Source organism: Pseudomonas putida, assembly GCF_028682635.1.
In the GTDB taxonomy this organism is placed as follows: domain Bacteria; phylum Pseudomonadota; class Gammaproteobacteria; order Pseudomonadales; family Pseudomonadaceae; genus Aquipseudomonas; species Aquipseudomonas putida_AE.
This window is the reverse complement of the sequence record NZ_JANHLK010000033.1, coordinates 22664-44967: the sequence shown is the minus strand read 5'-3', so window position 1 is coordinate 44967 and position 22304 is coordinate 22664. Positions and strand designations below refer to the sequence as shown.

Sequence of the window (22304 nt, the reverse complement as noted above, 5' to 3'; positions counted from 1 at the left end):
CTCAAAGCTCCTGGCGCAGGTTGGCGGGATCGAAAAAGGGTAGCGACACGACTTCGGCCTGCACCACGCGGCCACCTTCGACGCGGATCGGGATGCGTTGCCCGGGTGCGCTCTGGTCGATGCCGGCGTAGGCCAGGCCGATGATCTTGCCCAGGCTCGCCGAGTACTCGCAGGACGTGACGTTGCCGCTGATGTCCGGGCCGTTGAGCACCAGGTGACCTTCCAGTGGTTGCGCGCTGTCCCTGGGCAAGGTGAAGCCCACCAGTTTGCGGGTTTGCGGCTGGGCTTCAAGGATGTCCACCGAGCGCCGTCCGACGAAGAACGGCTTGTTGCGACTGACCGCCCAGCCCATGTCGATTTCCCCCGGATGAGTCATGCCATCGGTGTCCTGGCTGATGATCACGTGGCCTTTTTCCAGGCGCAGCAAACGCTGGGTCTCCACGCCGAAAGGGCGGATGTCATGGGCCTTGCCGGCCTCCATCAGTGCGTCCCACAGCTTGAGCCCATGGCGCGCCGGTACGTGGATTTCATAACCCAGTTCGCCGACAAAACCGACGCGCAACAACCGGGCCTTGATGCCGGCCACGGTGCCCTGGCGCACGCCGAGGTAGGGGAACGCCGCAGCGCTCAGGTTGAGGTCGCTGCAGACTTTCTCCAGCACTTTGCGCGAGTCGGGACCGGCGACATTGACCGCGCAAATCGCCGCCGTGACGTTGGCGACGTCCACGTCCAGTCGCCATTGCGCGTTCCACTTGAGCATCTGCTGGTAGATGCGATCCACACCGCTGGTGGTGGCGGTGACGTAGAAGTGGTTTTCGGCGAACCGCGCGCAGACGCCGTCGTCGATCACCACCCCGTGTTCATTGGTCATCAGAGCGTAACGGGATCGCCCGATCGGCTGCTTGAGAAAGGCGAAGGTGTACATCCGGTTGAGCAGCTCGGCGGCGTCCGGGCCGCGCACATCCAGGCCGCCCAGGGTCGAGACGTCGATGATGCCGACCTTGTTGCGCACATGCAGGGCTTCGGCCTGCATGCACGCCTCGCGGTCCCTGGCATGGCCGTAGTAGGCCGGGCGCTGCCAGATGCCTGCCGGCATCATCTTCGCCCCGGCTTGCAGGTGCCGGGCATGCATCGGGGTTTGGCGGTACGGATCGAAGGCGCGACCAGCGACGTGGGCCAGTTTTTCCGCGACAAAGGGCGGGCGCGCGGTAGTCACCCCGGTTTCGCTGATGTTGCGCTGGGTCGCCCAGGCGACCAGGCGCGCGGTCGGCAGCGCCGAATGGCGGCCTTGCGATGGGCCCATGCCCACGGTGGAATAACGCTTGACCAGTTGCACGTCGCGATAGCCGATGCGCGTGGCATTGACGATGTCCGCCACTTGCAGGTCCTCGTCGAAATCGACGAAGTCCTTGCCCTTGGGGTGGGGGAAAATCGGCCAGTTGAAGTTGACGCGCATCTCGCTGCCCAGGGGCGTCCGATGCACACCGACCGCAATGCCCAGCGCAGCGACGGCGTCGGCACCGGCATTGACGCCGTCGGCGATCACGTTGTCGAGGCGGTGACAGCCATTCACCGAGCCTGCGACCGCGAGGTTCTGCGGCAGCCCGCTGAGGGTGAATTCGGCGCGCTGATCGTCGTAGGCCAGCTTGCCACCGGCCTGGCACAGCAGTTGATAAACCGGCATGTAGCCGGCGGACATGCACAGCAAGTCGCAGGCCAGGCGCTGCCCGCTCTCGGCGACCTGGCCCTGGGCGGTGATCTGGCGCACGTCGACGCCGTTGACATGGCGCAGGCCTTTTTCGTGCAGGGCTTCGTACACGGTGCTGTTGCGCTGGCAGGGAATCTTGCGTTGCGCCAGTGCAGCGAGTAGGGCTTCATCGCTCGGGCCATGGCGCAGGTCGACTACTGCGGCGACTTCCACGCCCTGATCGAACAAATCCAGGGCGGCGAGGTAACCGTCATCGTTGCCCGTCAGCACCACGGCGCGCTTGCCCGGCTTGACCGCGTACAGCTTCATCAGGCGCTGTGCGGCGCTGGTCAGCATCACCCCGGGCAAGTCGTTGTTACGAAACACCACCGGCTGGTCGAACGCACCGCTGCACACCAGGCACTGGCGGGCGCGCACCTTGTACATCCGTTTACCCTGGATCACCGGCAGATAGTTGTCGGTGAACCAGGCGTTGCAGTTCGCCTCGGTGAGGATGCGGATATTGGCGTGCTGCTGCACCGCCGTCAGCAGTTCGCGGCGCAAGGCGTCGGCGCGTGTACCCGCGATGTCGAAGCGCGCATAGGTCAGCGACCCACCGAGGACCGGCTGTTGCTCGATGAGCAGCACCTTGGCCCCGGCATTGGCCGCGGTCAGTGCGGCGTGCAGCCCGGCGGGACCGGCGCCGATCACCGCAACGTCCGTGAACAGATAGGCCTTGTCGTAGTATTCGGGCTGGAACTTCAGGTCCAGTACGCCCAGGCCGGCCTTCTTGCGAATGATCGGTTCCCAGACTTTCCACATGCCCTTGGGCTTGTAGAACGAGCGGTAGTAGAAGCCCACCGGCATGAATTTCGAGAACTTGCCCAGGTACGCATCGCGGTCGTTGTCCAGCGAGCCGTTGACGTTCTGCGCCGTCACCTGCAAACCGGCCTCCAGCGCGTGTGCATCGGCCAGGACGTTGGGTTCCTGGGGCAGTTGCACCAGGCTGTTGGCGTCCTGCCCGGCCATGGTCAGCGGGCCACGCGGGCGATGGTATTTGAACGAGCGGGAAATCAGGAAGCGGCCGTTGGCGAGCAGGGCGCTGGCGATGCTGTCGCCTTGCAGGCCCTGGTAGGGTTGGCCATCGAAGCTGAAATCGAGCGGCTGGTCACGGTCGATCAGCAGGCCCATCGGGGCGGGTAGGCGGTTCATCCGGCGATCTCCTGGGCGGCGTTGAAGTCGACGCGGGCGGTGAAAAGTTCTTTGGGGTCGAAAGTGCGCAGGATTTCGTCGGTCACGGTGTGACGTTCCGCGAGAAACCAGTAGCTCGATGGCGTGTGCATCCACCATTCGCGCACCACACCGGCGAGGTTGTCGGTGTTGAACACGTAGTCGGCCCACTCGGCATCGCTGCAGGTCACTGGATCCGGCATGGGTTTGAATTCACCGCCATAGGTGAACTCGCTGATATTGCGTGGCCCGTTGAGCGGGCAATTGATGATTTTCATGGTCCGCTCTCCCTCAGTGACTGGCCGCCGTGGCGCCCATTTCGTTGACTTGCCGGAAGGTCGAGAAGCGCTCCAGGCCGAAGGGCTTGATCAGCTCCGGGACCTTGCCGCCGCTGGCCACCAGTTCGGCCATGGTCTTGCCGCAGATGGGCGTGGCCTTGAAACCCCAGGTGCCCCAACCGGCGTCCAGGTAGTAATTTTTCACCGGCGACAGGCCCATGATCGGGCTGTAGTCCGGGGTCATGTCGGTGATCCCGGCCCACTGGCGCATCAGCTTGGCGTTGGCCAGGAACGGGAACATCTCGATGGCGTGGGCCAGCAGGCTTTCCTTGAGGTCCAGCGTCGAACGGGTGTTGAACAGCGGGTACGGATCGGAGCCACCACCGAACACCACTTCGCCGCGGCTGGTTTGTTGCACGTAGCAGTGCAGCGCCGAGGAACTCACCAGCGGATCGAGAAACGGCTTGAACGGCTGGGTGACCATGGCTTGCAGCGGAAAGGTCTGGATCGGCGAACGAATCCCGGCCTTGGCCAACAGCAAGGAGCTGTGCCCGGCGATCGCCTGCACCGCGCAGCCGCACTTGATGGTGCCGCGGTTGGTCTTCACGGCGGTGATCGCACCGTTCTCGATGATCAGGTCCTGCACTTCGGTGAGCTGGTGGATTTCCACACCACGCTTGGCTGCCTGCTTGGCGTAGCCCCAGGCCACGGCGTCGTGGCGCGCGGTGGCGCCGTCGATGTGCCAGAGGCCGGCGATCACCGGAAGGTGGCCGGGGTCGAGGTTGAGGCTGGGCACCAGTTCGCGGATCTGCTGGCGGTCGATCATTTCAGTGCGCCCGCCGAAGTGCTTGTTGACCTCGGCGCGCTGGCGGAACGAACGCACGGTGGCATCGGTGTGGGCCAGGGTCAGCTGGCCGCGCTCGGAGTACATGATGTTGAAATCGAATTCGTTGGAAAGGCCCTGGAACATCCGCACCGACTCGGCATAGAAACGCACGCCTTCGCTGGTGAGGTAGTTGGAGCGGATCACCGCCGTGTTCCGCGCGGTATTGCCACCGCCCAGATAGGACTTTTCCAGCACCGCGATGTTGTTGATGCCGTGGTACCTGGACAGGTAATAAGCGGTGGCCAGGCCATGGCCGCCGGCACCGATGATCACCACGTCATAGCTGGATTTGAGTTCACGGGGTGGCGGCAGGTCCACTTCGACCGGGTACTCGGAACTCAACCCGTACTTCAAGAGATTGAAGGGCATACGGCCTCCGATTGGCTGTGGTGTTGCATAAGGGCCGCGGTCACGGTGTTTTTCATCAGGAAGGCAATGGTCATCGGCCCGACACCCCCGGGTACCGGGGTGATGGCGGCGACCTGGAGCAGGGCACTGTCGAAGTCGACATCGCCGACCAGGCGGCTGCGACCGGCGTCGTCGATGCGATTGATGCCGACGTCGATCACCACCGCGCCAGGCTTGAGCCAACTGGCGTCGATCAGGCGCGGACGACCCACGGCGGCGATGACGATGTCGGCCTGGCGGCACAGGGCTTGTGGGTCCGGGCTGCGCGAGTGGAGCACGGTCACCGAGCAGTCGGCCTTGAGCAACAGCGCGACCATGGGCTTGCCGACGATGTTCGAACGGCCGATTACCACCGCGTGCTTGCCGCGCAGATCGCCGCAGGTCTGTTCCAGCAGGTACAGGCAGCCGCTGGGCGTGCAGGGCGCGAGCACCGGACGGCCCTGGCTGAGGCCACCGACGTTTTCACTGTGAAAACCGTCGACGTCCTTGCCTGGATCGATGGCTTGCAGTGCCCGCAGTTCATCGACATGGGCAGGCAAGGGCAGTTGCAGGAGAATGCCGTGGATCGCGTGATCTGCATTCAGGCGGGCGATCAGGTCGAGCAGTTGTTCGGTGCTGGTGTCGGCGGGCAGGCGATGTTCCAGGGAGCGAATGCCGACCTCTTCGGCGCGTAGGATCTTGTTGCGCACATAGACCTGGCTGGCCGGGTCGCTGCCGACCAGGATCACCGCCAGGGCTGGCTGGATGTCTCTCGCGCGCAGACCGTCGACGTCCTTGCGGACCTCGATCAACACCCGGGCGGCGGCGGCTTTGCCGTCAATCAGTCGAGGGCTGTTCACCGGAAGATCACCGTTCGGTCCTGGTTGAGGAAAACCCGGTGTTCCAGGTGGTACTTGACCGCCTTGGACAGGGCCACGGTCTCGGTGTCACGGCCGGTGGCCACCAGGTCGTCCGGCAAATAGACGTGATCGACCCGCTGCACTTCCTGCTCGATGATCGGCCCCTCATCGAGATCGCTGGTGACGTAGTGGGCGGTGGCGCCGATCAACTTCACGCCGCGTTGATAAGCCTGGTGATAGGGCTTGGCACCCTTGAAGCCGGGCAGGAACGAATGGTGAATGTTGATCGCCCGCCCGGAGAGTTGCTTGCACAGGTCGTCGGAGAGGATTTGCATGTAGCGCGCCAGCACCACCAGCTCGGTGCCGGTGTCGTCGACCACCTTCATCAGCTCGGCTTCCTGGCGCGCCTTGGTGTCCTTGGTCACCGGCAGGTAGATGAAACGAATGCCCTCGCGCTCGGCCATTGGCCGCAGGTCGAGGTGGTTGGAGACGATGGCGGTGATGGTCATGTCCATCTCGCCCTTGTGGTAACGGTAGAGCAGGTCGGTCAGGCAATGGTCGAACTTGCTGACCATCAGCAGCACGCGCATGGGCTCGCGGGTGTCGTGCAGTTCCCAGTCCATGTCGAAGGCCTGGGCGACGTCGCTGAAACCGTCCTTTATCTGCTGGATATCCCCGGCGTGGCCATCGTTGAAACGGAACACCGCGCGCATGAAAAAGCGGCCGCTGAAATCGTCGTCGAATTGCGCCATCTCCCCGATGTAGCAACCGTTGTCCGCGAGGTAAGTGGTGACGGCCGCGACAATGCCGGACACCGCGGGACAGGTGATCTTGATGATGAAATGGTTTTTCTCGTGTTGCATGACACGTCCTCGGGATGATGGCGGCAGCTCATCGCATAGCGAAAAAATGTCAGCGGACAGCGAAGCTCATTCCTTGAGCGCATTTTCTTGGTGGGAATAAAATATTCCTGTTGGTGGCTTTATAAGGGGAATGCTGGGGGCGCGTCCAGAGGTTTTTGTGAAAGTTTTTTAACTGGTGGGAAATTTATTGGCTGAGCAACGTGTTGTTGAAATGCCTGTAGGCGCTAGTTTGCAGGAGCCGGCATGCTGGCGATGGCGACCAGCCGACTGATCTCATGCAGATGTACTCTAATCAAACTGTGGGAGCTGGCCTGCCGGCGATGGCGGCCTGACAGCCCATCTGGATTTTATTGACTGTGTACAGATCCATTCCTGCGGTAAAGGCCAACTATGGTTTCACCCTTACCTGTAGGAGCAAGCTTGCTCGCGATGGAGGTCAACGATTACGCGGGGTATCAGGCTCCCCGCGTCATCGTTGACGACCATCGCTGGCAAGCCAGCTCCTACAGTGGATCGGGGGCGGCCGTGGGAGAGGGGGCATCTGGCAGGCCGCCAAGTCAGCCCCCACAAGGAGACCAACCTTGCACTCATGAAATTAAACCTGTATTTTTTCATGAAATTAAAACTATAAAATTTCATGGAGCCGGTAATGTTTCAGCAATCCACCCAGCATGTCGCCAGCTACTACGCCCACACCTGCGCCGACCGCCTGGTCAATCGAACGGCATTGGAAGGCGAGCAAAACACCGATGTGCTGATCATCGGCGCCGGCTTCAGCGGCTTGCACACGGCGCTACGCCTGGCCCTGGCCGGCAAACGCGTGTCCTTGCTGGAAGCCAGTCGCGTCGCCTGGGCCGCATCGGGACGTAACGGCGGCCAGGCCATTCTCGGTTGGTCCTGTGACATGCCACCGCTGGAAGCCGCGCTGGGCCACGAACGCGCACGGCGCATGTGGGACGGCATGCGCTGGGCTGCACGGGAGTTGCGCGAGCTGCCCGAACGCCATGGCTTCGATTGCGACTACCGCCCCGGCCATCTATGGACTTCCGTGATGCCACGCCGGGTCAGCCTCTTGACCGAATGGCAACACGAAGCCAGCCACAAATGGGGGCATGACGGTTTGCGCTTCATCGAGCGCGCCCAGTTGCCAGAGTGGGTGGCCAGCGAGCGCTATCAGGCCGGCTTGTACGACCCCGAAGGCGGGCACCTCAACCCCTTGAAGCTGGCATTGGGGCTGGCCGCCGCGATCGAGAAGGCGGGCGGCGTGATTCATGAACAAAGCAAGGCGTTGAAATATCGCGAGGACGAAAACGGCTACGTGGTCACCACCGACCGCGGTCGCATCCGCGCCGATGTCCTGGTATTGGCCTGCAATGCCTACCTGGACCGACTCGACCCGCAGCTAGCGAGTTGCGTATTGCCCGTGGGCACCTATCAGGTGGCCACGGCGCCGATGTCCGAGGCCCAGGCCACCGCGCTGCTACCGGGCAATGTCTGCGTCACCGACAACCAGTTCGTGCTCGATTATTTCCGCCGCACGCCGGACAACCGGCTGCTGTTCGGCGGCGGCTGCACCTATCTGGGGGGCATGCCCAAGGACATTGCCGGTGCCACCCGGCCGTGCCTGGAAAGGGTGTTCCCCCAATTGAAGGGCATTGAACTGGAGTTCGCCTGGGGCGGGCACATTGACCTGACGCTCAAGCGCACGCCCGACATCGGTCGACGCGGCGACCTCTACTGGTTGCAGGGCTACTCCGGGCACGGCGTGCTGCCGACCCTTGCCGGAGCCCGGGCGGTGTCCGACGCCATTCTCGGCCAGCCGGATGAGTTGGCGTTGTACCAGGGTTTGACCAATGGCAGCTTTCCCGGCGGAAAATACATGGCAGCACCCTTGGAAGCCATCGGCAAAGCCTGGTACCGGCTGCGCGACAGCATTTGAATCGGCCACTTCTGGAAGCCTTTAGATGGACATGCAAGAAGAGATTTCGGCGCTGGCGATCCTGATCCAGGACCTGCGCAAGCACAAGAAGTACACCTTGAAGGACCTGGCCGACAAGATCGGCCGCTCCGTGGGGTTTCTATCCCAGGTCGAGCGCGGCTTGTCCCGCCCGACGGTGGCGGACTTGACCGCCATCAGCGAGACCCTCGGCGTGCCTACAACCTATTTCTACAGCCTGCCCAAACCCATGGCGCTGCCCTGGGTGACGCGGCCGGATGAGCGCCGCACCCTGTACTACGCCGATGGCATCACCGACATCCTGGTCTCGCCAAAAATGCGCGCGTCCTTTTCCATGCTTGAAAGCCAGCTGGAACCCGGTGCGAGCAGCGGCGACCGGCACATGAAGGACAGCTCGGAGCAGGGCGGTTACGTCCTGGAAGGGGAGCTGACGCTGTGGCTGGATGACAACGACCCGGTGACCCTACGCACCGGCGACAGCTTTCAACTGGCCAGCCATGCCCACTGCCGCTACGGCAACCTCTCGGCCCAATTGACCCGCGTGCTCTGGGTCTACACCTGATAAAAACAAGCAAGGAACAAAACGATGGATGCTGTGTGCTCTGATCTGCTGGCCGAAGTGCGTGGGTTTCGTCAGCGCTACCCCGAGGTGCGCTACGTCGACCTGATTTCCCTGGACATTCCCGGGCATTTCTACGGCAAGCGCTACCCGATCGAAATGCTCGAAAAAGTCGCCGCCGGCAGTGCCCTCAAGTTGCCGCAGAACTGCGTGCTGCTCGGCACCCAGGGCGGGCTGTTCAAGATCGGCGACTACTGCTTCAACGACGGCGATCCGGATGCGCTGCGGCGCCTGGTGCCGGGCACGCTCAAGCTGGTGAGCTGGGAGAAGCAACCCTTGGGGCAAATGTTGATCACCTCCGACGGCACGGAAAAACCGATCGTCTTCGAGCCGCGCGAAGTGTTGGCGCAGGTACTTCAGCGACTCGCTCGCAAAGGGATCTTTCCGGTGGTGGCGTTCGAGCTGGAGTTCTATCTGTTCGATAGCCAATTGCGCGATGGCTTGCCGCAGTTTGCCCGCGACCCGCTGACCGGCGATGCCGATGACCAGCCGAACATGCACATCGAACGCCTATCGCGCTTTGCCCCGGTGCTCGATGAAATGGTCGAGACCGCGCGCGCCCAAGGCATCGATGCCACGGTGATCACCGCCGAATTGGGCCCCGGTCAGTTCGAAATCAATTTCGGTCATCTCGACGATGGCCTGCGCGCCGCCGACTGGGCCGCCTTGTTCTGCCGCAGCACGCGCGGCGTGGCCCTCAAGCACGACTACCGCGCCAGTTTCATGGCCAAGCCTTACCTGCAGCACCCCGGCAGCGGCATGCATGTGCACGTGAGCCTGTACGACGAGGCGGGCAACAACCTGCTGGCGGCGAACGGGCAACAAGCGTTGCGCCATGCGGTAGCCGGTTGCCTGGATGTGTTGCCGCACTGCATGCCGATCTTCGCGCCGAACCACAACGCAATGCGACGCTTGAGCGCCACGGTGAACGTCGCTTCGCGCGCCAGTTGGGGTTTCGAGGATCGGGACGCGTGCCTGCGGGTGCCGGAGTCGGACGCGAGAAACCTGCGGGTCGAACATCGCCTCGCCGGCGCCGACGCCAACCCGTATCTGGTGCTCGCCGCGATCCTGGTGGGAATGGAACAAGGCCTCGAACAAGCTCGCGAACCGATCGCCCCGCTCAACGAAGATCGCAACAGTGGGATCGACTTCCCGCTGGAAATGCTCGAAGCGGTGCAGTCCATGCAAAGCCATCAAAAATTGCGTGAAGGTTTGGGCGCGGAATTCGTCCATGTGTATTGCGAGAACAAGCGCCAGGACCACCTGGCATTCCTGAATGACATCAGTGCCCGCGAGTACCGCTGGTTCCTGTAGTTAAGGTTGTTTCGAGGTTAACCGTAAAAAATATCAGGATATATAACGGCTTAGAGAGTTTAGTAACTGACCGGTTAACGAAAATATCTTGTTACAGGGCGAAACATTGCGTAATATGCGCCCCGCGTTCACCACCACGGTTTATGCATTTTTAAGTCCCGGGCGTCCATCAGCTGCCCGGGATTTTTTTTGCCTGCAGTTTTTCCGGCCTGTCATCAAGACTTCGTCCCCAGCACATCGCGGATGTTGTCCACCACGTTGCTGTCCTTGATCACATCGCTCAGCCAGCCCTCCAGCGGCATGTTGCCCCATTTGATCGCGCGTTCGATCAGGTAGGGGACAGGGCTCTGGGGCTCGGTCTGCTTGAAGTACTGCGCGATACCCGCCAGCAGGGTGAATGCCTCGTCGCGGGTTTGCGGTGTGGTGCGCAGCGGCGTGACGGGAATGTCTTGCTGGGTCTGGGTCATTGCTGCACCTTCAGATTGTGCGCCAGCGCTATCGCCGACGACCGGTGTGGGCGCGACAGGGGCCGGGTGTAGGTCGATACCGCGATCCTTGAGCAGTTTCTCGGCCAGTTGGCCGGCGCGGGACAACACGTCGTGGAGCCCGGCAAAACTCGGCGCGTCGTGGCCGAACAGCCTGTCGGCGGTGCTCTGCAGTTGCTCGCAGGCATTGAGGCTGGCGGCGATTTCAGCGGCTTTGTGGCGCAGGTGGTCGGAGTCGGTCAGCACCACCGAACGCTGGAACACCTCGGCGTTGATCTTGCCTTCATCAAGGGCTGCACGCATGGCCTGGGGGTTCTGCAACGCGAGGTTTTCGACGTGCCGGGATTCGTCATAGCGCAGCAGGCCGTACGCTTGGCCCTGGGTGATGGGCAGCCCACCCACCACATCCGCCAGGGTGGTTTTCATCCACGCCAGGCGGGCCGCGCGTTCATCGACCCCATCCTCGAGGGAAGGGAAGAGGCCGGTCCAGAAATTGTCCAGCAGGCGTTCGGCCAGGGTCAGGCCAAAGGTGATGCCGGAGAAATGGTGCTTGTGCGCCAAGGCTTCACTGAGCCAGGCGACGAGCATCAGGTCCTTGCTCTGTCGAGCCAGGCCTTGGGCAGCCAGGGTGAGGGTCAGGTCCCAGTCCGAAGACTTCAGGTCCGTTTGCCAGTCACCCTGGGTCAGATAATCGGGGTCTGCTCGCCGCGCTTCTTTCACCTGATCGAACAGGGTGGAAAAGCTCAGGTCTTCGCCGCTCCCGCCGTTGATGGGCGCTGTCAGTTCGGCCAGCGAAAGGTCGTTGAGAAATTCAGACATAGGCAACTCGGATCGGAATGAAAGAACACCGTGCCCGCTTTCGCGGGCGCAGTGCTGAAACCGGACCGCTCTCGCGGTCCGTTATTGCCCAGGGTTTACGCGAAAACCTTGTTGGCAGTGCGATCCCAACCACCGGTGACGTTACCGCCGCCCTGGCCGTCGGCACGGCTCTGCTGGGTATAGGTGGTCTTGATGCGAGCGAAGTTGAAGCTGATTTCTTCGATCGGCAGGTCGCCCACCGCTTTGTCTTCGCCGTTCTGGCTACCGCCAGCGACCGCTTTCACGGACGACACCACGACTTCTTCCAGGTTGATGGTCAGGTAGGTCACCTTGTCGCCACCGGCGCGGTTGACGTTCAACTGGATCTTGGCGATGTGCGTGCCTTTGCAGCAGGCTTCGAACAGCTTGGCGGAAGCCTTGTCCACTGCTTTGCGGATGCTGAAGTCGCTCAATGCCACACGCTCCGACGAAGCACCGCCCGAAGAGCTGGCAGTCGCGGAGGTCGCCTGGGTGGCGCCGTACTCGTAGCCCAGCACCTCGATCCAATCCTTGTGCTTGTCGTCCAGTACTTCGCCTGGAATGCCGTCGATCTGGATGTATGCGTCAAATGCCATTTTTACTTTCTCCTTACCTTCATTAAAAAGGATGTCACCTGCAAACAGATCACAGCCCTTCGCTTTAACCTCTTTGAATCGATCAACAGAGGCTTGTTGCGCCAACCCGGTTTCGACCCGGGCAGCGGTATTTCTTCATTGAGTGCGGCGTTTCAGTTGAGTGCCCGCACTTCGATTTCTACCCGTCGGTTAGGCTCCAGGCAGCGGATCAGCTGGGCCCTTGGCTGTTGCATGTCGCACTTGACCAGGGGCCGGGTGCTGCCTTCGCCGACGGCCTCGACCAGTTCGCCCGGTACGCCTTTGCCCACCAGATAGGTCTTGATGGTTTGTGCCCGCTGCCGGGAAACCTGCAGGTTGCCCTGTGGATCGCCGAGTTGATCGGCGTGCCCGGCGATGATGATTTTCCCGACGTTGGGGGTGCTCAGCAGCTTGCCGGCGATCGCACTGAGCTGGCCTTGACCTTCATTCTTCAGGCTCTGGAAGTCGGCTCGGCCAAAGGCGAACAAGGTGTCCGACTCCAGCGTGATGGTTTCGATCGAGCGCAGCGACTGGGTCAGCAGGCTGTTGATGTAGTTGCGCGAGCTGGAGACCAGGAACGCGTTGTCGAGGATTCGCGGCACGTCGGGCTCGTGAATCTGGTCGCTGTAGAAGTTGATCTGGCGGCTGGCGAACTCATAGTCCGCGGCGGCGACACCGGCGTTGCCGACTTGGCGGGCAATCGCCGGGTACCAGTAGTCCGGGATCTTCGCTTTCAGGAATGCCGGGTCGGCCTTTTCACGCTGGGCACGCGAGAGCATCACGTAGGTGTCCAGTGTCGCCTTGCCGAACTGCGCAATGGACTGCGCCCGGTTGTCATTGGGCAGCGCCTTGGGTTCGACGCTGTCCACGCCGGTGACCGGCATCAATTCCTTGGCATTGCGCTGATAGACCTTGATGGTGGTCAGCAAGTACAACGAGCGGGTCAGGTTGTCGGCCGTGGGCTTGAGCATCACACTTTCCAGCCGGTCGAAGTAGCGGCTGCGCACCAGTGGTTCTACCTTGTGGCCTTGATAAAGCCCCAGGCGCATGCGCAGTGGCACACCTTCGTCGTGGTGCTGGGCGTAGTAATGCGCGGTCCAGAAACGCAGGCGATCGAGGGTTTGCCAGGCGGTGTATTGCCCGGTGGCGGAGCGGTCATCGGCGGCCGCCCGGGTCAGTTCTGCCGAGAGGCTGTGCAAGGTGTTCCGGTTGTTCACATACGACCAGCCCAACAGGCTGCACAGCAGCACCGCGACCAGTGCGGCAGCGCCGATCCAGGTCGCTTTGCGCCGACGTTCGCGGTGGTTGGTGGTGTACAGCGCCACCAGGTGCTGGTCTGGAATGATGACTTTGCGGAACAGGCTGTTGATGAACAGCGGGCGCGGTTGTGCGTTGCCGTTGGCGATCTCCCGCTCACCTTCCAGCGAGAAGCGTTCGGTCACCTGCCGCGCGTGCCCGCCCGATTCCGGCTGGTCGGCATCGAGGGCACTGGTGAAATAGAAACCGCGCAGCAGTTCCGCATTCTGATAAGGGTTGGCGCGCAACAAGGCGTCGACGAACAATTGAAGCCTTGGTTTGAGGGCCGCCAGTTCCAGCGGGAAGCGATACACCGCCGAATCCTGCCGGGTGATCTGGATATCCTGCGTGACCAGCTGCTGGCTCGCCACCTGTTGCCAATAGCTGACCAGTTCATCCATCGCCGCGCCGAAGCGCTGGCCCCAGTCGGCTTGCTCGTAACCTTTGTGGGAGAAGGTCTTGCCCATCACTTCGCCGCGGGCGGTTTCGTCCAGTTGGCGATAGAAGGGGGTGAAACCCGGCACCAGGTCGCACTTGGTGAACACCAGGTAGACCGGCAGGCGCACTTCCAGCAGGGCATGGGTTTCCTGGATGCGTTCGCGCAGGCGCTTGGCGATGCGCTCCTGATCTTCCAGCGAGGTCTGCAGGATGTCGTGGATGCTGACGGTGACGATCAGGCCGTTGAGTGGCCGGCGCTGACGGTGCTGGCGCAGCAGCTGCAGGAACGCGCGCCATTTGCCGGCCTCTTCCTGGTTGTTCATGTAGCGCCCGGCGGTGTCCAGCAGGACGGCCTCGGAGCTGAAGAACCAGTCGCAATTGCGCGTGCCACCCAGGCCTGCGACTCGCACACCTTCGCGCTCAGCGTAAGGGAAATTGAGGCCCGACTGGTAAAGCATGGTGCTCTTGCCTGCCGCCGGCTGGCCGACCACCAGGTACCAGGGCAGGGCATACAGCGCATCCTTTGGATTGCTGCCCCTTGGCTTGTTGCTGTGCAAGCGCTCGATGCTCTGCAACAACCGCTCGCGCAACAGGCTGACTTCCTCGCGATCCGCCGGGCTCGCGTTCAACACGGCCTGGTCGGCATCCTCGCGCAGCAGCCCTTCGAGGTTGTGATGCCGGGACACGCCCCGATAGAGCAGCAGCACATAACCGGCGGACAGCAGCAGGAACACGCCGATGCCGGTCAGCAGGCTGTTGAGTGAACTGAAGTCGAACGCACGCCCGATGCCCCACACCACGAAGATCGTGAGGAAAAAGCACACCCCCAGGATGTAGGGTTGATAGCGCAAGAAGTAATACTTGATCTTGTTCATACGGGCTTCGAATCCAGGGCATCGACAAAACGGTCGATAACGTCACCCAACGGGCGGTCGATTTCGGCAAAGGTGTGTTGGCGGTGGTGCTCGTCAAAGGCATCGAAAGACGCCAGCACGTCATAGCTCTGCGAGCGCTCACCGATACCGGTCAGCAGGCGATAGGCATCGCAGGTACTGCGTGAGGCAAAACAGATCAGCCGGGGGCGCATGAAATCGTCCGCCAAGAGGCTGATTTGCGGCACGGCGCGCTCCGGGGTCATGTGCGTCAGCCAGGTGACCCACAGATCGGCGGTGGGGTTTTTCAAACCCCTTTCCGCCGGCAAGGGCAGGGCGATGCCGATCGGCGTTGCCTGGTCGAGGTGCTTTTTCAGGGCCAGCAGCCGGGTCAGCACGGCGTTGGTGACGAACTCCGGGTAGGCGCCTTCGAGCGCGGTACTGATATCGCGCAGGTTGAAGTTCACCAGGAACTTGTCATGCACGCGCCGGAACAACTCGAAGTCCTGGCCTTGCAGCGGGCGCAGGGCCTTGATGCGCTCGAACAGCGCCGAAGTGCTTTCGCCCTGGACGGCCATGTGCAGCAGCGGCCTGATCTGCCCGCAGAACAATTCGCCCAGGGTGAACGGATTGACCAGCGGCTCGGCTTCGCTGGCCTTGAGGGTCTGGAAAATGAAAAACGGATAGCGTCGCCCACTCGAATCCCGGGAGCTGATCAGCCCGCCCAGCAACCAGTTGCCGCTGCGTGCGCGGTAGCTGAAAAAGCACAGCGGCAAGGCGTCGAACAGCTCGCGCCAGTCTTCGCGATGCTGCAGGGCGGCCAGTGCGCCTTGCAGCCAGCCGTCGAACTCGCAGACGTCGTCGCCCGCACCTTGCAGGCTGACGAAGTCCGGGCTCGCGGGGACCTTGCCGAAGCAGCCGATCATTGGCCGCTTCCCGGGTTCAGGTTCTGGCGGCTCACAGCGGGCGAGCCTCTGCGCCATTGAGCGCGCTCAGCGCCTTGACGTTGGCCAGGTCGGTCAGCTTGACGCCGCCGTAGTTGCGCACGGCGAGGCTGACCGGGCCACTGCCGGTGTTCCAGCTGAAGCGTTGCTGGATACCGTCCAGGTCGCTGACCCGGGCGCTGTCGTTCATGCGCAGCAGGCCCCAGCGGCCCGGGTAGTCGAACACCGTGATGCGCTCGCCGCTCAGGGTCACCACATCCAGGCGTGCGCCCGGCGTGTTAGTGGTGCCCGGCCACGAGAAACGGCTCCAGCTGGTCCTGCCATTACGGTAGTGCTGCTCCTGGCCGTCGAGGGTGAAGATGATGTCGGTCAGGTTGGCGGAAGGTTCGAGCATGATCTCGAAGCCGTTCTCGCGGTCCGACAGGCTGGCGATCACCTGGCCCAACGAACTGGCCTTGTCGATGCTGTTGACCATGTTCGGGTTGACCAGCGGCGTGGCCTTGCTGTTGCTGCTCATCCCCAGGCCTTCGCCACCGGACAGATTGCCGATCTCGTTGCGCTTGAAGTTCGGCAGCAGCCCGGATTCCGGGTCGACGAAACGCTGCAGATCCTTGACCGAGGCTTCATTGCGGCTACCTGGCGCGATCGGATAACGGTGCGCCATGACCTGCTCCCAGGGCTTGGCGATCTGCTGCGCCCAGGCTTTGGCAATCTGTTGGCCGGCCGGGTCGCGCAGGGTTTCCCAGGCAAACTGGATCGGCAGGCTGAACAGGCCCTGCAGCGAATCGGACAGGCTGCCCTGGCTGGTGTCGACGGTGGTCTCGACGTAGTTGCGCACGCTGGTCACTTCGCTCGGCTGGCCTTCGAGGGTTTCACTGATCAGCTGCTTGCTGCTCTTGCCAACGTCCTGGGAGCGCTGGATGTTGTTCATCCGCACCTTGAGTTTGCGCAGGGCCGCGAGGTAGCGGTCCATGATCGTGCTGTCGGCGCCCTCGGCGTTTTGCACGGCGAACACCCGCGATACCGGTTCGAAGCGCTTTGCCAGGCTGCCGTCGTCGACCGCCGGCAGAGGCGATACCAGCGCACCTGGTGCCGTGTTCTTGCCATCGAAGATCCCGCTGACGCTGCTCCAGAACCCGTCATCGGGCTTGCTGCCTGCTGGCAGGGTTTCGCGGGGGGCAGGGACGTCCCATTGGGTGTTGTCGTTGACCGCCACCAGGAGGGTTTTCACCGGCGAGTTCTGCACGTCGCTGAGCAGCGACAGTTGCTGGGTAGCATTGGCCATGTCGGTGAAGTGACGCACGCCAACGCTGTCGACAAAGCCGTACCAGGCCTGGGTGTAGTCGCGCTTGTAGCGCGTCATGAACTCGCGGATGAAGTTGGCTTTCTGCACGATGCTGTCGCCGCCTTCGCCATCGAGCACCCAGTCCGTTTCGTTTTGCAGGTTGCCCGACACCAGCTTGATCAGCTCTGGCTTGACGAACTGCTCCCAGCCCTGGCGGGTGAAAATCGCCGGGACCGCTTCGCTGCCATACAGCAGCTGACGGCCGGGCAGTGGCACCAGGTCGCTCAGGCCGATGGCCGGGAACTGACGGCTGGATTCCAGTTGCAGGCGCAGGTATTCGCGGTCCACCAGCGAGCTGGAAATCATGAAGGACTTCAGGCTGTTACGGGTTTCGCTGATGAGCTGCTCGTTACGCGACAAGGCGGGTGCCTGGCCATTCTTGAGCAACTGCACGTAGACCGGCGAGTTGTCCTCAATCACCTCAATGCTGACAGGATGGTCGGCACTGGCGGTATTGGCCCAGGCCACCGGCAATGCAGCGCCGACGAATTCCGGGTCCGGGTGGGTGCCCGGTTGCGTGAGCATCAGGTAGAGCTTCAGCGCGTTATAGGACTCGATGATGGAGGCGACTTGGCGCTCATCCAGACGGCCGAGCATTTCTTCGGACAACGACAGCCCGCCGGTGGTAGCCGACAGATCCGCGGCATCGCTCGCGGTGGCAGGGTTGCGCAGTGCCGTCAGCGCTTCGCCCCGTGCCTTGTTGGCGGCACCTTTGGCGGCACCGGTCAGGCGACTGGCGACATCAGCGCTACTGCGCGGCAGGTTGTTCAAGCGGGTCGGCAGTTTCTGGCCCGCGCGGGCTTTGGTTGAGTCGGCCTTGTTTGGCGCGGGCGCAAAGCTGTTTTGCGCATCCATGGTCCGGGCGAACTCATTGAAGGCACGCATCTGCAATTGCAATTGCAAGGTGACGGGTTCCAGCGCCTGGGTGCGCAGTTGCTGCAAGTAAGCGGTCTGCGCAACGAGGTAGATGTCGTCACCACGATAGAGACCGGCGCTCAACTGCAGCGGCACGCCGTTGGCACGGTGCTTTTCGATGGCTGTGAGTTGCTCGCGCAGCAGCTCCAGGCCCTGGCCCGAGGCGAGTAACCCGGCGCGGTCAGGGGACTGTTGCAGTTCGGTCAGTTGCTCGCGCAATGCAGCCAGCCACTGACGGTTGTTCTGGAACGACAGGGCTTGCCAGCCAATGAACGCAACCCCGGCAAGTACCGCCAGGCCCAGCAGGGCAGGGCTGGCGGAGTTGTTCTTGCCCAGGCGCGACTGATAGAGGGTCAGGTCGCGATCGGGGAAGATCACCCGACGGAACGTGTCAGTGATGAAGTAGCTGCGGTCGCTGATTTTCCTGCCGCTGCTTTGCTGCGGTTGCTCATGCTCCGCTTGCAGGGCGAACGACTCGGCCAGGTCGTCTTCATACACCTGGCTCAGCTGCTGGTCGGTCTGCAAGGCACTGGTGAAATACAGCCCGCGCAGCAACAGTGGCGCACCGCTGCGACGGGTTTCAGCGAAGTGCTGGAGGAACTGCTCCAGCACCCCCGACAGCTCGGCGAAATAGTTCGGGAAGTTCAGCAGTGCGCTGTCGGCATCGGCACCCAGGGCAATCATCTGGGCGTCGACGTGGCGACGTATATGACCGTGGAGGTTGGCCAGCTTGGCATCCAGCACCGGGCGCAGGCCCTGGTTGCGGATCTCGGACAAACCGAAGGTCATGCCCAGCGGTTGCTGGCGTTCGTTCAGGTCCAGGCCTTCAAAGGCCTGGCTGAAGCCGGGCAGTTGATCGGTCTTGCTCAGCATCAGGTAGATCGGTGGATTGGCGTCCAGGCAATCATTGTATTCCTCGATGCGCGACACCAGTTGTGCGGCGAGTTCGTTGCGCTCGGCCGTGGTGCACGCCAGCAGTTCAGGCAGGCTCACCACCAGCACCAGGCCGTTGACCGCGGCCTTGCTGCGCTGCTTTTTCAGCAGCCGCAGGAAGGCGGCGAACTCACTGGCCGACGGGTCGTCGCGCAGGTAACGGCCAGCCGTGTCGATCATCACGGCTTCGGGGCTGAAATACCAATCGCAATGCTGGGTGCCGCTTTCGGTGTCGTTGGCGCTGCTGGCAATGCTGGCGGACAGGCCCGAGCGGGTCAGCAACGAAGTCTTGCCGGCCGCGGACATGCCGATGACCAGGTACCACGGCAGATCGTAAAGCGCCGACGAGCCGCCGCCACCGGCCGAGCGATCGGTGCGCAACATCGCGATGGCGTGCTTGAGGCGTTCGCGCAGCACGTGCTGGTCGCGGAACTCACCCGAGGATTTGAGCGAACGATCGACTTCGATCTGCACCAGGTTCTCAAGGTTGTGCTCGGCGCGGATGCGCTTGTACTGACGCAGCACAATGACCAGCAGGTAGAAGGCGCTGATCAGTGCCATCGCCTCCAGCGCATAACCGCGCAGCCAACTCACGTGCGGGGCCACGAACCAGCAAACCGCCAGGCTCGCCAGCCACAGGACGGGAACGAGGAACCAAAAACTTTTCAACGAACGCAATAATGTCTTCATGTCTTCCTGACTCGGTTACCTGACCTGTGCTCAGGCACTGAACAGCTGGCTGATTTGTTCGGACAACGCGGCTACGTCTTTGCCCAGCAGCCAGTCCAGCGTCAGGTAGACACCCGCGCAGAGCAGCGCAATCAGCGCCAGGTAGAGCCACAGGGGAACTTCATGGCGCAGCATCTGCGAAACCTGGTCGGGCAACGCCCAGTCAGGCGAGAGGGCCTTGGGCGTCTTGCGAAAACGTGCGATGTCCTGGCCGAGGGTATTGGCCAGGTAGCGCAGCTGGTCCTTTTGCCCGAGGCTGAACTTGCCTTCGAAACCCAGGGCCAGGCACAGGTGGTAGACCTCGAGCACATCGAGGTTCTGTTTCACGTCACCACGCAGCGCATCGATCTTTTCGAAGAAGCCTTCACCGGCCAGGTGCACGCCGAAATAGCGGAACTGCAAGGGTTGCAGTTCAAAGTGCCGACGCAATTCGTTGTCCCCGGAGCGCAACACGCTTTCATCGAGGAACGCACACAGGGCGTACTGGGTGTCCTTGACCTGTTCCACGCTGTAGTTCGCGCCACGGGCATCGAGCTCCAGTGCCTTGAAGAAGCTGTCAACGCTCGCCTCGAAGGCGCTGACCGACGTCACCTGGCGACCCTTGCGCACGATCAGCGCCATGCTGATGAAGTCCTGCACCAGGTCCTTGAGCGTCGGTTTTTCACGGGCGGCCGCAACGGCGCCTTGCAGTACGGCTTCGGTCATTTGAGTACCGCCATCAGTTCAAGCTTGAGGTTGGTGAACGCGCTGGGCGCATAGAAAGAGATGGCCTGGGCACTCATCATTCGCTCATACACCCGGCCATGGGGCTCGATGGAGAAGTAGTGATTGTCCAGTCGCACCGGAATCGCATTGGGCAGGCGGGTCGAATGATTGAGGGTGACGCCCGGCATGGCGCTGTTGACCACCACTTCGATGTCTTCCGGCGAGCCGACCTTGAACGCCCTTGGTACCAGTTCCAGCAGGCTCGCGCCCGGCATGTCGGCGTGCACGGAAATGTAGAAGTCCGCTTCCGCCAGGCGTGGATCGTGCAGCTGCCCTTGCCAGTAGGAGGGTTTGGTCTGGGTGAGGTTGATCACCACACACTGGTTCGGCACCACGTTGTCGAGCAGCACGCGAATCATCTCGTCGAGCCTGACCAGCGAGGCCGCCGGGTCGTGGTGGTCGTACTCGGGAATGTCGTTGAGCTGGGTGTCCAGCGAAAACGTCAGCAAGCCGCCGGCGAGTTCAGCCAGGAACAGATACAGGCGCTCGGGGTGCAGGCGCGGGTGCGCGAGCAGGTGCGCCAGGGCCGGGTGGGCACGGTTCACCGTGTTCAACAGCCAGAACAGGGTCACGTCGCTCGAGCCAAACTCAGCGATCTGGTCCGCGCGCTCGCGACGCCGACCCGACAGCGCCTTGCTCTTGGATTGCAGGGCGCCGAGCAAACGCTTGCCCAGGCCGATCAGGGTGTCATGGGTGCCCAGGTGCAACGTCGGGTGCACGAAATGCCCGTCGAGGTTGAAGCCGCCGATGTTGTTGCGTGACAACCGGGCGATCGGGCACCAGGTGTAGCCATCGAGGTTGTCGCCGTCGATCAGCATCACCACGTTCAGGCGCAGGCTGGTGATTTCGTTTTCCAGGTCGCCTTCGTTGAGGTCCGGCAAGGTGTCGAACTGCTTGCGAAAACGTCGCCCGGTCTTCTGCTCCTGGCCGTCTTCGACGTAGTTCAGGCCGAAGGGCTCCGGCAGTTTCAGCGCGGCGTAGACCTTCAGGTCGTTACCCTTGAGCAGGTCCTTCAGGTCGCGGGCGGCCGGCAGCGGATCGTGCTGCGGCGCGTCGAACAGGCTGCCGTCGGGAAACACCAGTTTCAACCGCTTGAGCTGCAGGGAGCCGGTGGCGAGGGCTTCCTCGTCCACTTCCAGCAACTGCACGCCCCAGTGAAAGGGTGTGTTGCGCAGGGTCGCCTGCGCCAGCTGATGCTGGTGGAACTCATCCTGATACTGGAAATGCTGGGGCAAAAGGAACATTCCTTCGGACCACATCACCCGGCTTTGCTTACTCATTGAGCGCCTTCCAAAAATGAATTCAATTTCGAGTCCACGGCTTTTTGCGCGGAGGCACTTGCCTGGTCCTGGGCCTTCTGCACCACGACGTCCTGCACGCGCTCGGTCAGCGTCGGCTCGGCCGGCTGGTCGGGCAGGGCGGCGGCTTTGGCCAGTTGCTCCTGGGTCTTTGGTTTGTCCAGGACGTCGACACCACTGACGGCGGACACCTTGTTGTTGTCCACCAGCACCCGCAGGCCGTCGGAGGAGAACCAGATGCCGTCCTTGCGCAGGGAGTTGGCGTCAAACGCGACCTTCCAGCGGCTGTTCTCGTCGGTGCGGAAAAACGCGGCGACGCCGACATAGCCGGTGGCCTTGTTCAGCGGCCACTTGTCGACCTGGCCCATGCCCGGCAGCAGGGTGATTTCGCGGTTCTCGATCAGGGTATTGCCGAGGGCTTTTTGCGGGTCGTCCCACAGTGTGTCGGCGTCGACCGACGCAAAGCGCTCCAGTGAGGTCAGCTGGTACACGCGCAGCACCACCGAAAGCGGTTGGCCGGACGCGTCGGGATTGAGCTGGTTGCCGCCGTCGGAGGTGAGGATGACCTTCTCCTGGTCGTCGAACAGCATGTCGCCCGCCCAGGTGTCGTCGACACGTTTGCCGACCCGGTCGGTGACGCCGCAGGCGCTCAGTACCGCCATCATCGCCACCGCCGTCAGGCATTTGGCCAACGCCGTCTTTTCGAGACGCTTCCCTGAATTTTTCTTGTCCATGACCACTACCTGTAGATG

Annotated in this window: 16 protein-coding genes; 3 read left to right on the top strand and 13 right to left on the bottom strand. The window is 62.4% G+C overall.

Translation table 11 applies throughout. The features are described from left to right. Window position 1: 1 nt before the first annotated feature. The 5 genes from NPS56_RS27430 to purU are packed head-to-tail and all read right to left on the bottom strand — an operon-like array spanning window position 2 to window position 6191. Window positions 2–2899, bottom strand: coding sequence for a 2Fe-2S iron-sulfur cluster-binding protein (locus NPS56_RS27430; RefSeq protein WP_274077543.1), 2898 nt, complete (start codon window positions 2897–2899; stop codon window positions 2–4). Then, window positions 2896–3195, bottom strand: a complete 300-nt coding sequence (locus NPS56_RS27425) for a sarcosine oxidase subunit delta (protein WP_274077542.1) — start codon at window positions 3193–3195, stop codon at window positions 2896–2898. Before NPS56_RS27425 ends, NPS56_RS27430 begins: the two co-directional genes overlap by 4 nt. A 13-nt stretch (window positions 3196–3208) precedes the next feature. Continuing rightward, window positions 3209–4450 (bottom strand): FAD-dependent oxidoreductase, encoded by a 1242-nt coding sequence (locus tag NPS56_RS27420; RefSeq protein ID WP_274077541.1) that lies wholly within the window; start codon window positions 4448–4450, stop codon window positions 3209–3211. After that, window positions 4432–5328, bottom strand: coding sequence for a bifunctional methylenetetrahydrofolate dehydrogenase/methenyltetrahydrofolate cyclohydrolase FolD (gene folD, locus NPS56_RS27415; RefSeq protein ID WP_274077540.1), 897 nt, complete (start codon window positions 5326–5328; stop codon window positions 4432–4434). Before folD ends, NPS56_RS27420 begins: the two co-directional genes overlap by 19 nt. After that, on the bottom strand, window positions 5325–6191 hold the full coding sequence (gene purU / locus NPS56_RS27410; RefSeq protein WP_274077539.1) for a formyltetrahydrofolate deformylase: 867 nt from the start codon (window positions 6189–6191) through the stop codon (window positions 5325–5327). The genes folD and purU overlap by 4 nt, the downstream gene beginning before the upstream one ends. Window positions 6192–6840: 649 nt before the next feature. On the opposite strand from purU, the gene NPS56_RS27405 reads away from it, so the two are divergent. From NPS56_RS27405 to NPS56_RS27395, 3 genes are read left to right on the top strand one after another with little or no spacing between them, the layout of a single operon-like run. Next, window positions 6841–8130, top strand: a complete 1290-nt coding sequence (locus tag NPS56_RS27405) for an NAD(P)/FAD-dependent oxidoreductase (protein ID WP_274077538.1) — start codon at window positions 6841–6843, stop codon at window positions 8128–8130. 25 nt (window positions 8131–8155) lie between these two features. Then, the gene (locus NPS56_RS27400; RefSeq protein ID WP_166620560.1) at window positions 8156–8710 is read left to right on the top strand and encodes a helix-turn-helix domain-containing protein; all 555 of its coding nucleotides are present in this window, start codon (window positions 8156–8158) and stop codon (window positions 8708–8710) included. A gap of 24 nt (window positions 8711–8734) precedes the next feature. Further along, window positions 8735–10081 (top strand): glutamine synthetase family protein, encoded by a 1347-nt coding sequence (locus NPS56_RS27395; RefSeq protein WP_274077537.1) that lies wholly within the window; start codon window positions 8735–8737, stop codon window positions 10079–10081. A gap of 215 nt (window positions 10082–10296) precedes the next feature. Here the strand turns inward: NPS56_RS27395 and tssA are convergent, their stop codons facing one another. From tssA to tssJ, 8 genes are all read right to left on the bottom strand, one after another. Beyond that, on the bottom strand, window positions 10297–11385 hold the full coding sequence (tssA, locus tag NPS56_RS27390; protein ID WP_274077536.1) for a type VI secretion system protein TssA: 1089 nt from the start codon (window positions 11383–11385) through the stop codon (window positions 10297–10299). Between the two features lie 95 nt (window positions 11386–11480). Then, window positions 11481–11999 carry an Hcp family type VI secretion system effector gene (locus NPS56_RS27385; protein ID WP_007978712.1) on the bottom strand — a complete coding sequence of 173 codons (519 nt, stop codon included), beginning with the start codon at window positions 11997–11999 and terminating at the stop codon, window positions 11481–11483. 152 nt (window positions 12000–12151) lie between these two features. Further along, the gene (gene tssM / locus NPS56_RS27380; RefSeq protein ID WP_274077535.1) at window positions 12152–14626 is read right to left on the bottom strand and encodes a type VI secretion system membrane subunit TssM; all 2475 of its coding nucleotides are present in this window, start codon (window positions 14624–14626) and stop codon (window positions 12152–12154) included. Beyond that, window positions 14623–15549 carry a type VI secretion system-associated protein TagF gene (tagF, locus tag NPS56_RS27375; RefSeq protein WP_274077534.1) on the bottom strand — a complete coding sequence of 309 codons (927 nt, stop codon included), beginning with the start codon at window positions 15547–15549 and terminating at the stop codon, window positions 14623–14625. Before tagF ends, tssM begins: the two co-directional genes overlap by 4 nt. A gap of 31 nt (window positions 15550–15580) precedes the next feature. Beyond that, complete coding sequence (locus tag NPS56_RS27370; RefSeq protein ID WP_274077533.1) at window positions 15581–19450, bottom strand: type VI secretion protein IcmF/TssM N-terminal domain-containing protein; 3870 nt, start codon at window positions 19448–19450, stop codon at window positions 15581–15583. Window positions 19451–19480: 30 nt separating this feature from the next. Next, the gene (icmH, locus tag NPS56_RS27365; RefSeq protein WP_274077532.1) at window positions 19481–20194 is read right to left on the bottom strand and encodes a type IVB secretion system protein IcmH/DotU; all 714 of its coding nucleotides are present in this window, start codon (window positions 20192–20194) and stop codon (window positions 19481–19483) included. Next, on the bottom strand, window positions 20191–21534 hold the full coding sequence (gene tssK / locus NPS56_RS27360) for a type VI secretion system baseplate subunit TssK (protein WP_274077531.1): 1344 nt from the start codon (window positions 21532–21534) through the stop codon (window positions 20191–20193). Before tssK ends, icmH begins: the two co-directional genes overlap by 4 nt. Beyond that, complete coding sequence (tssJ, locus tag NPS56_RS27355) at window positions 21531–22286, bottom strand: type VI secretion system lipoprotein TssJ (RefSeq protein ID WP_274077530.1); 756 nt, start codon at window positions 22284–22286, stop codon at window positions 21531–21533. Before tssJ ends, tssK begins: the two co-directional genes overlap by 4 nt. Between the last annotated feature and the right edge of the window lie 18 nt (window positions 22287–22304).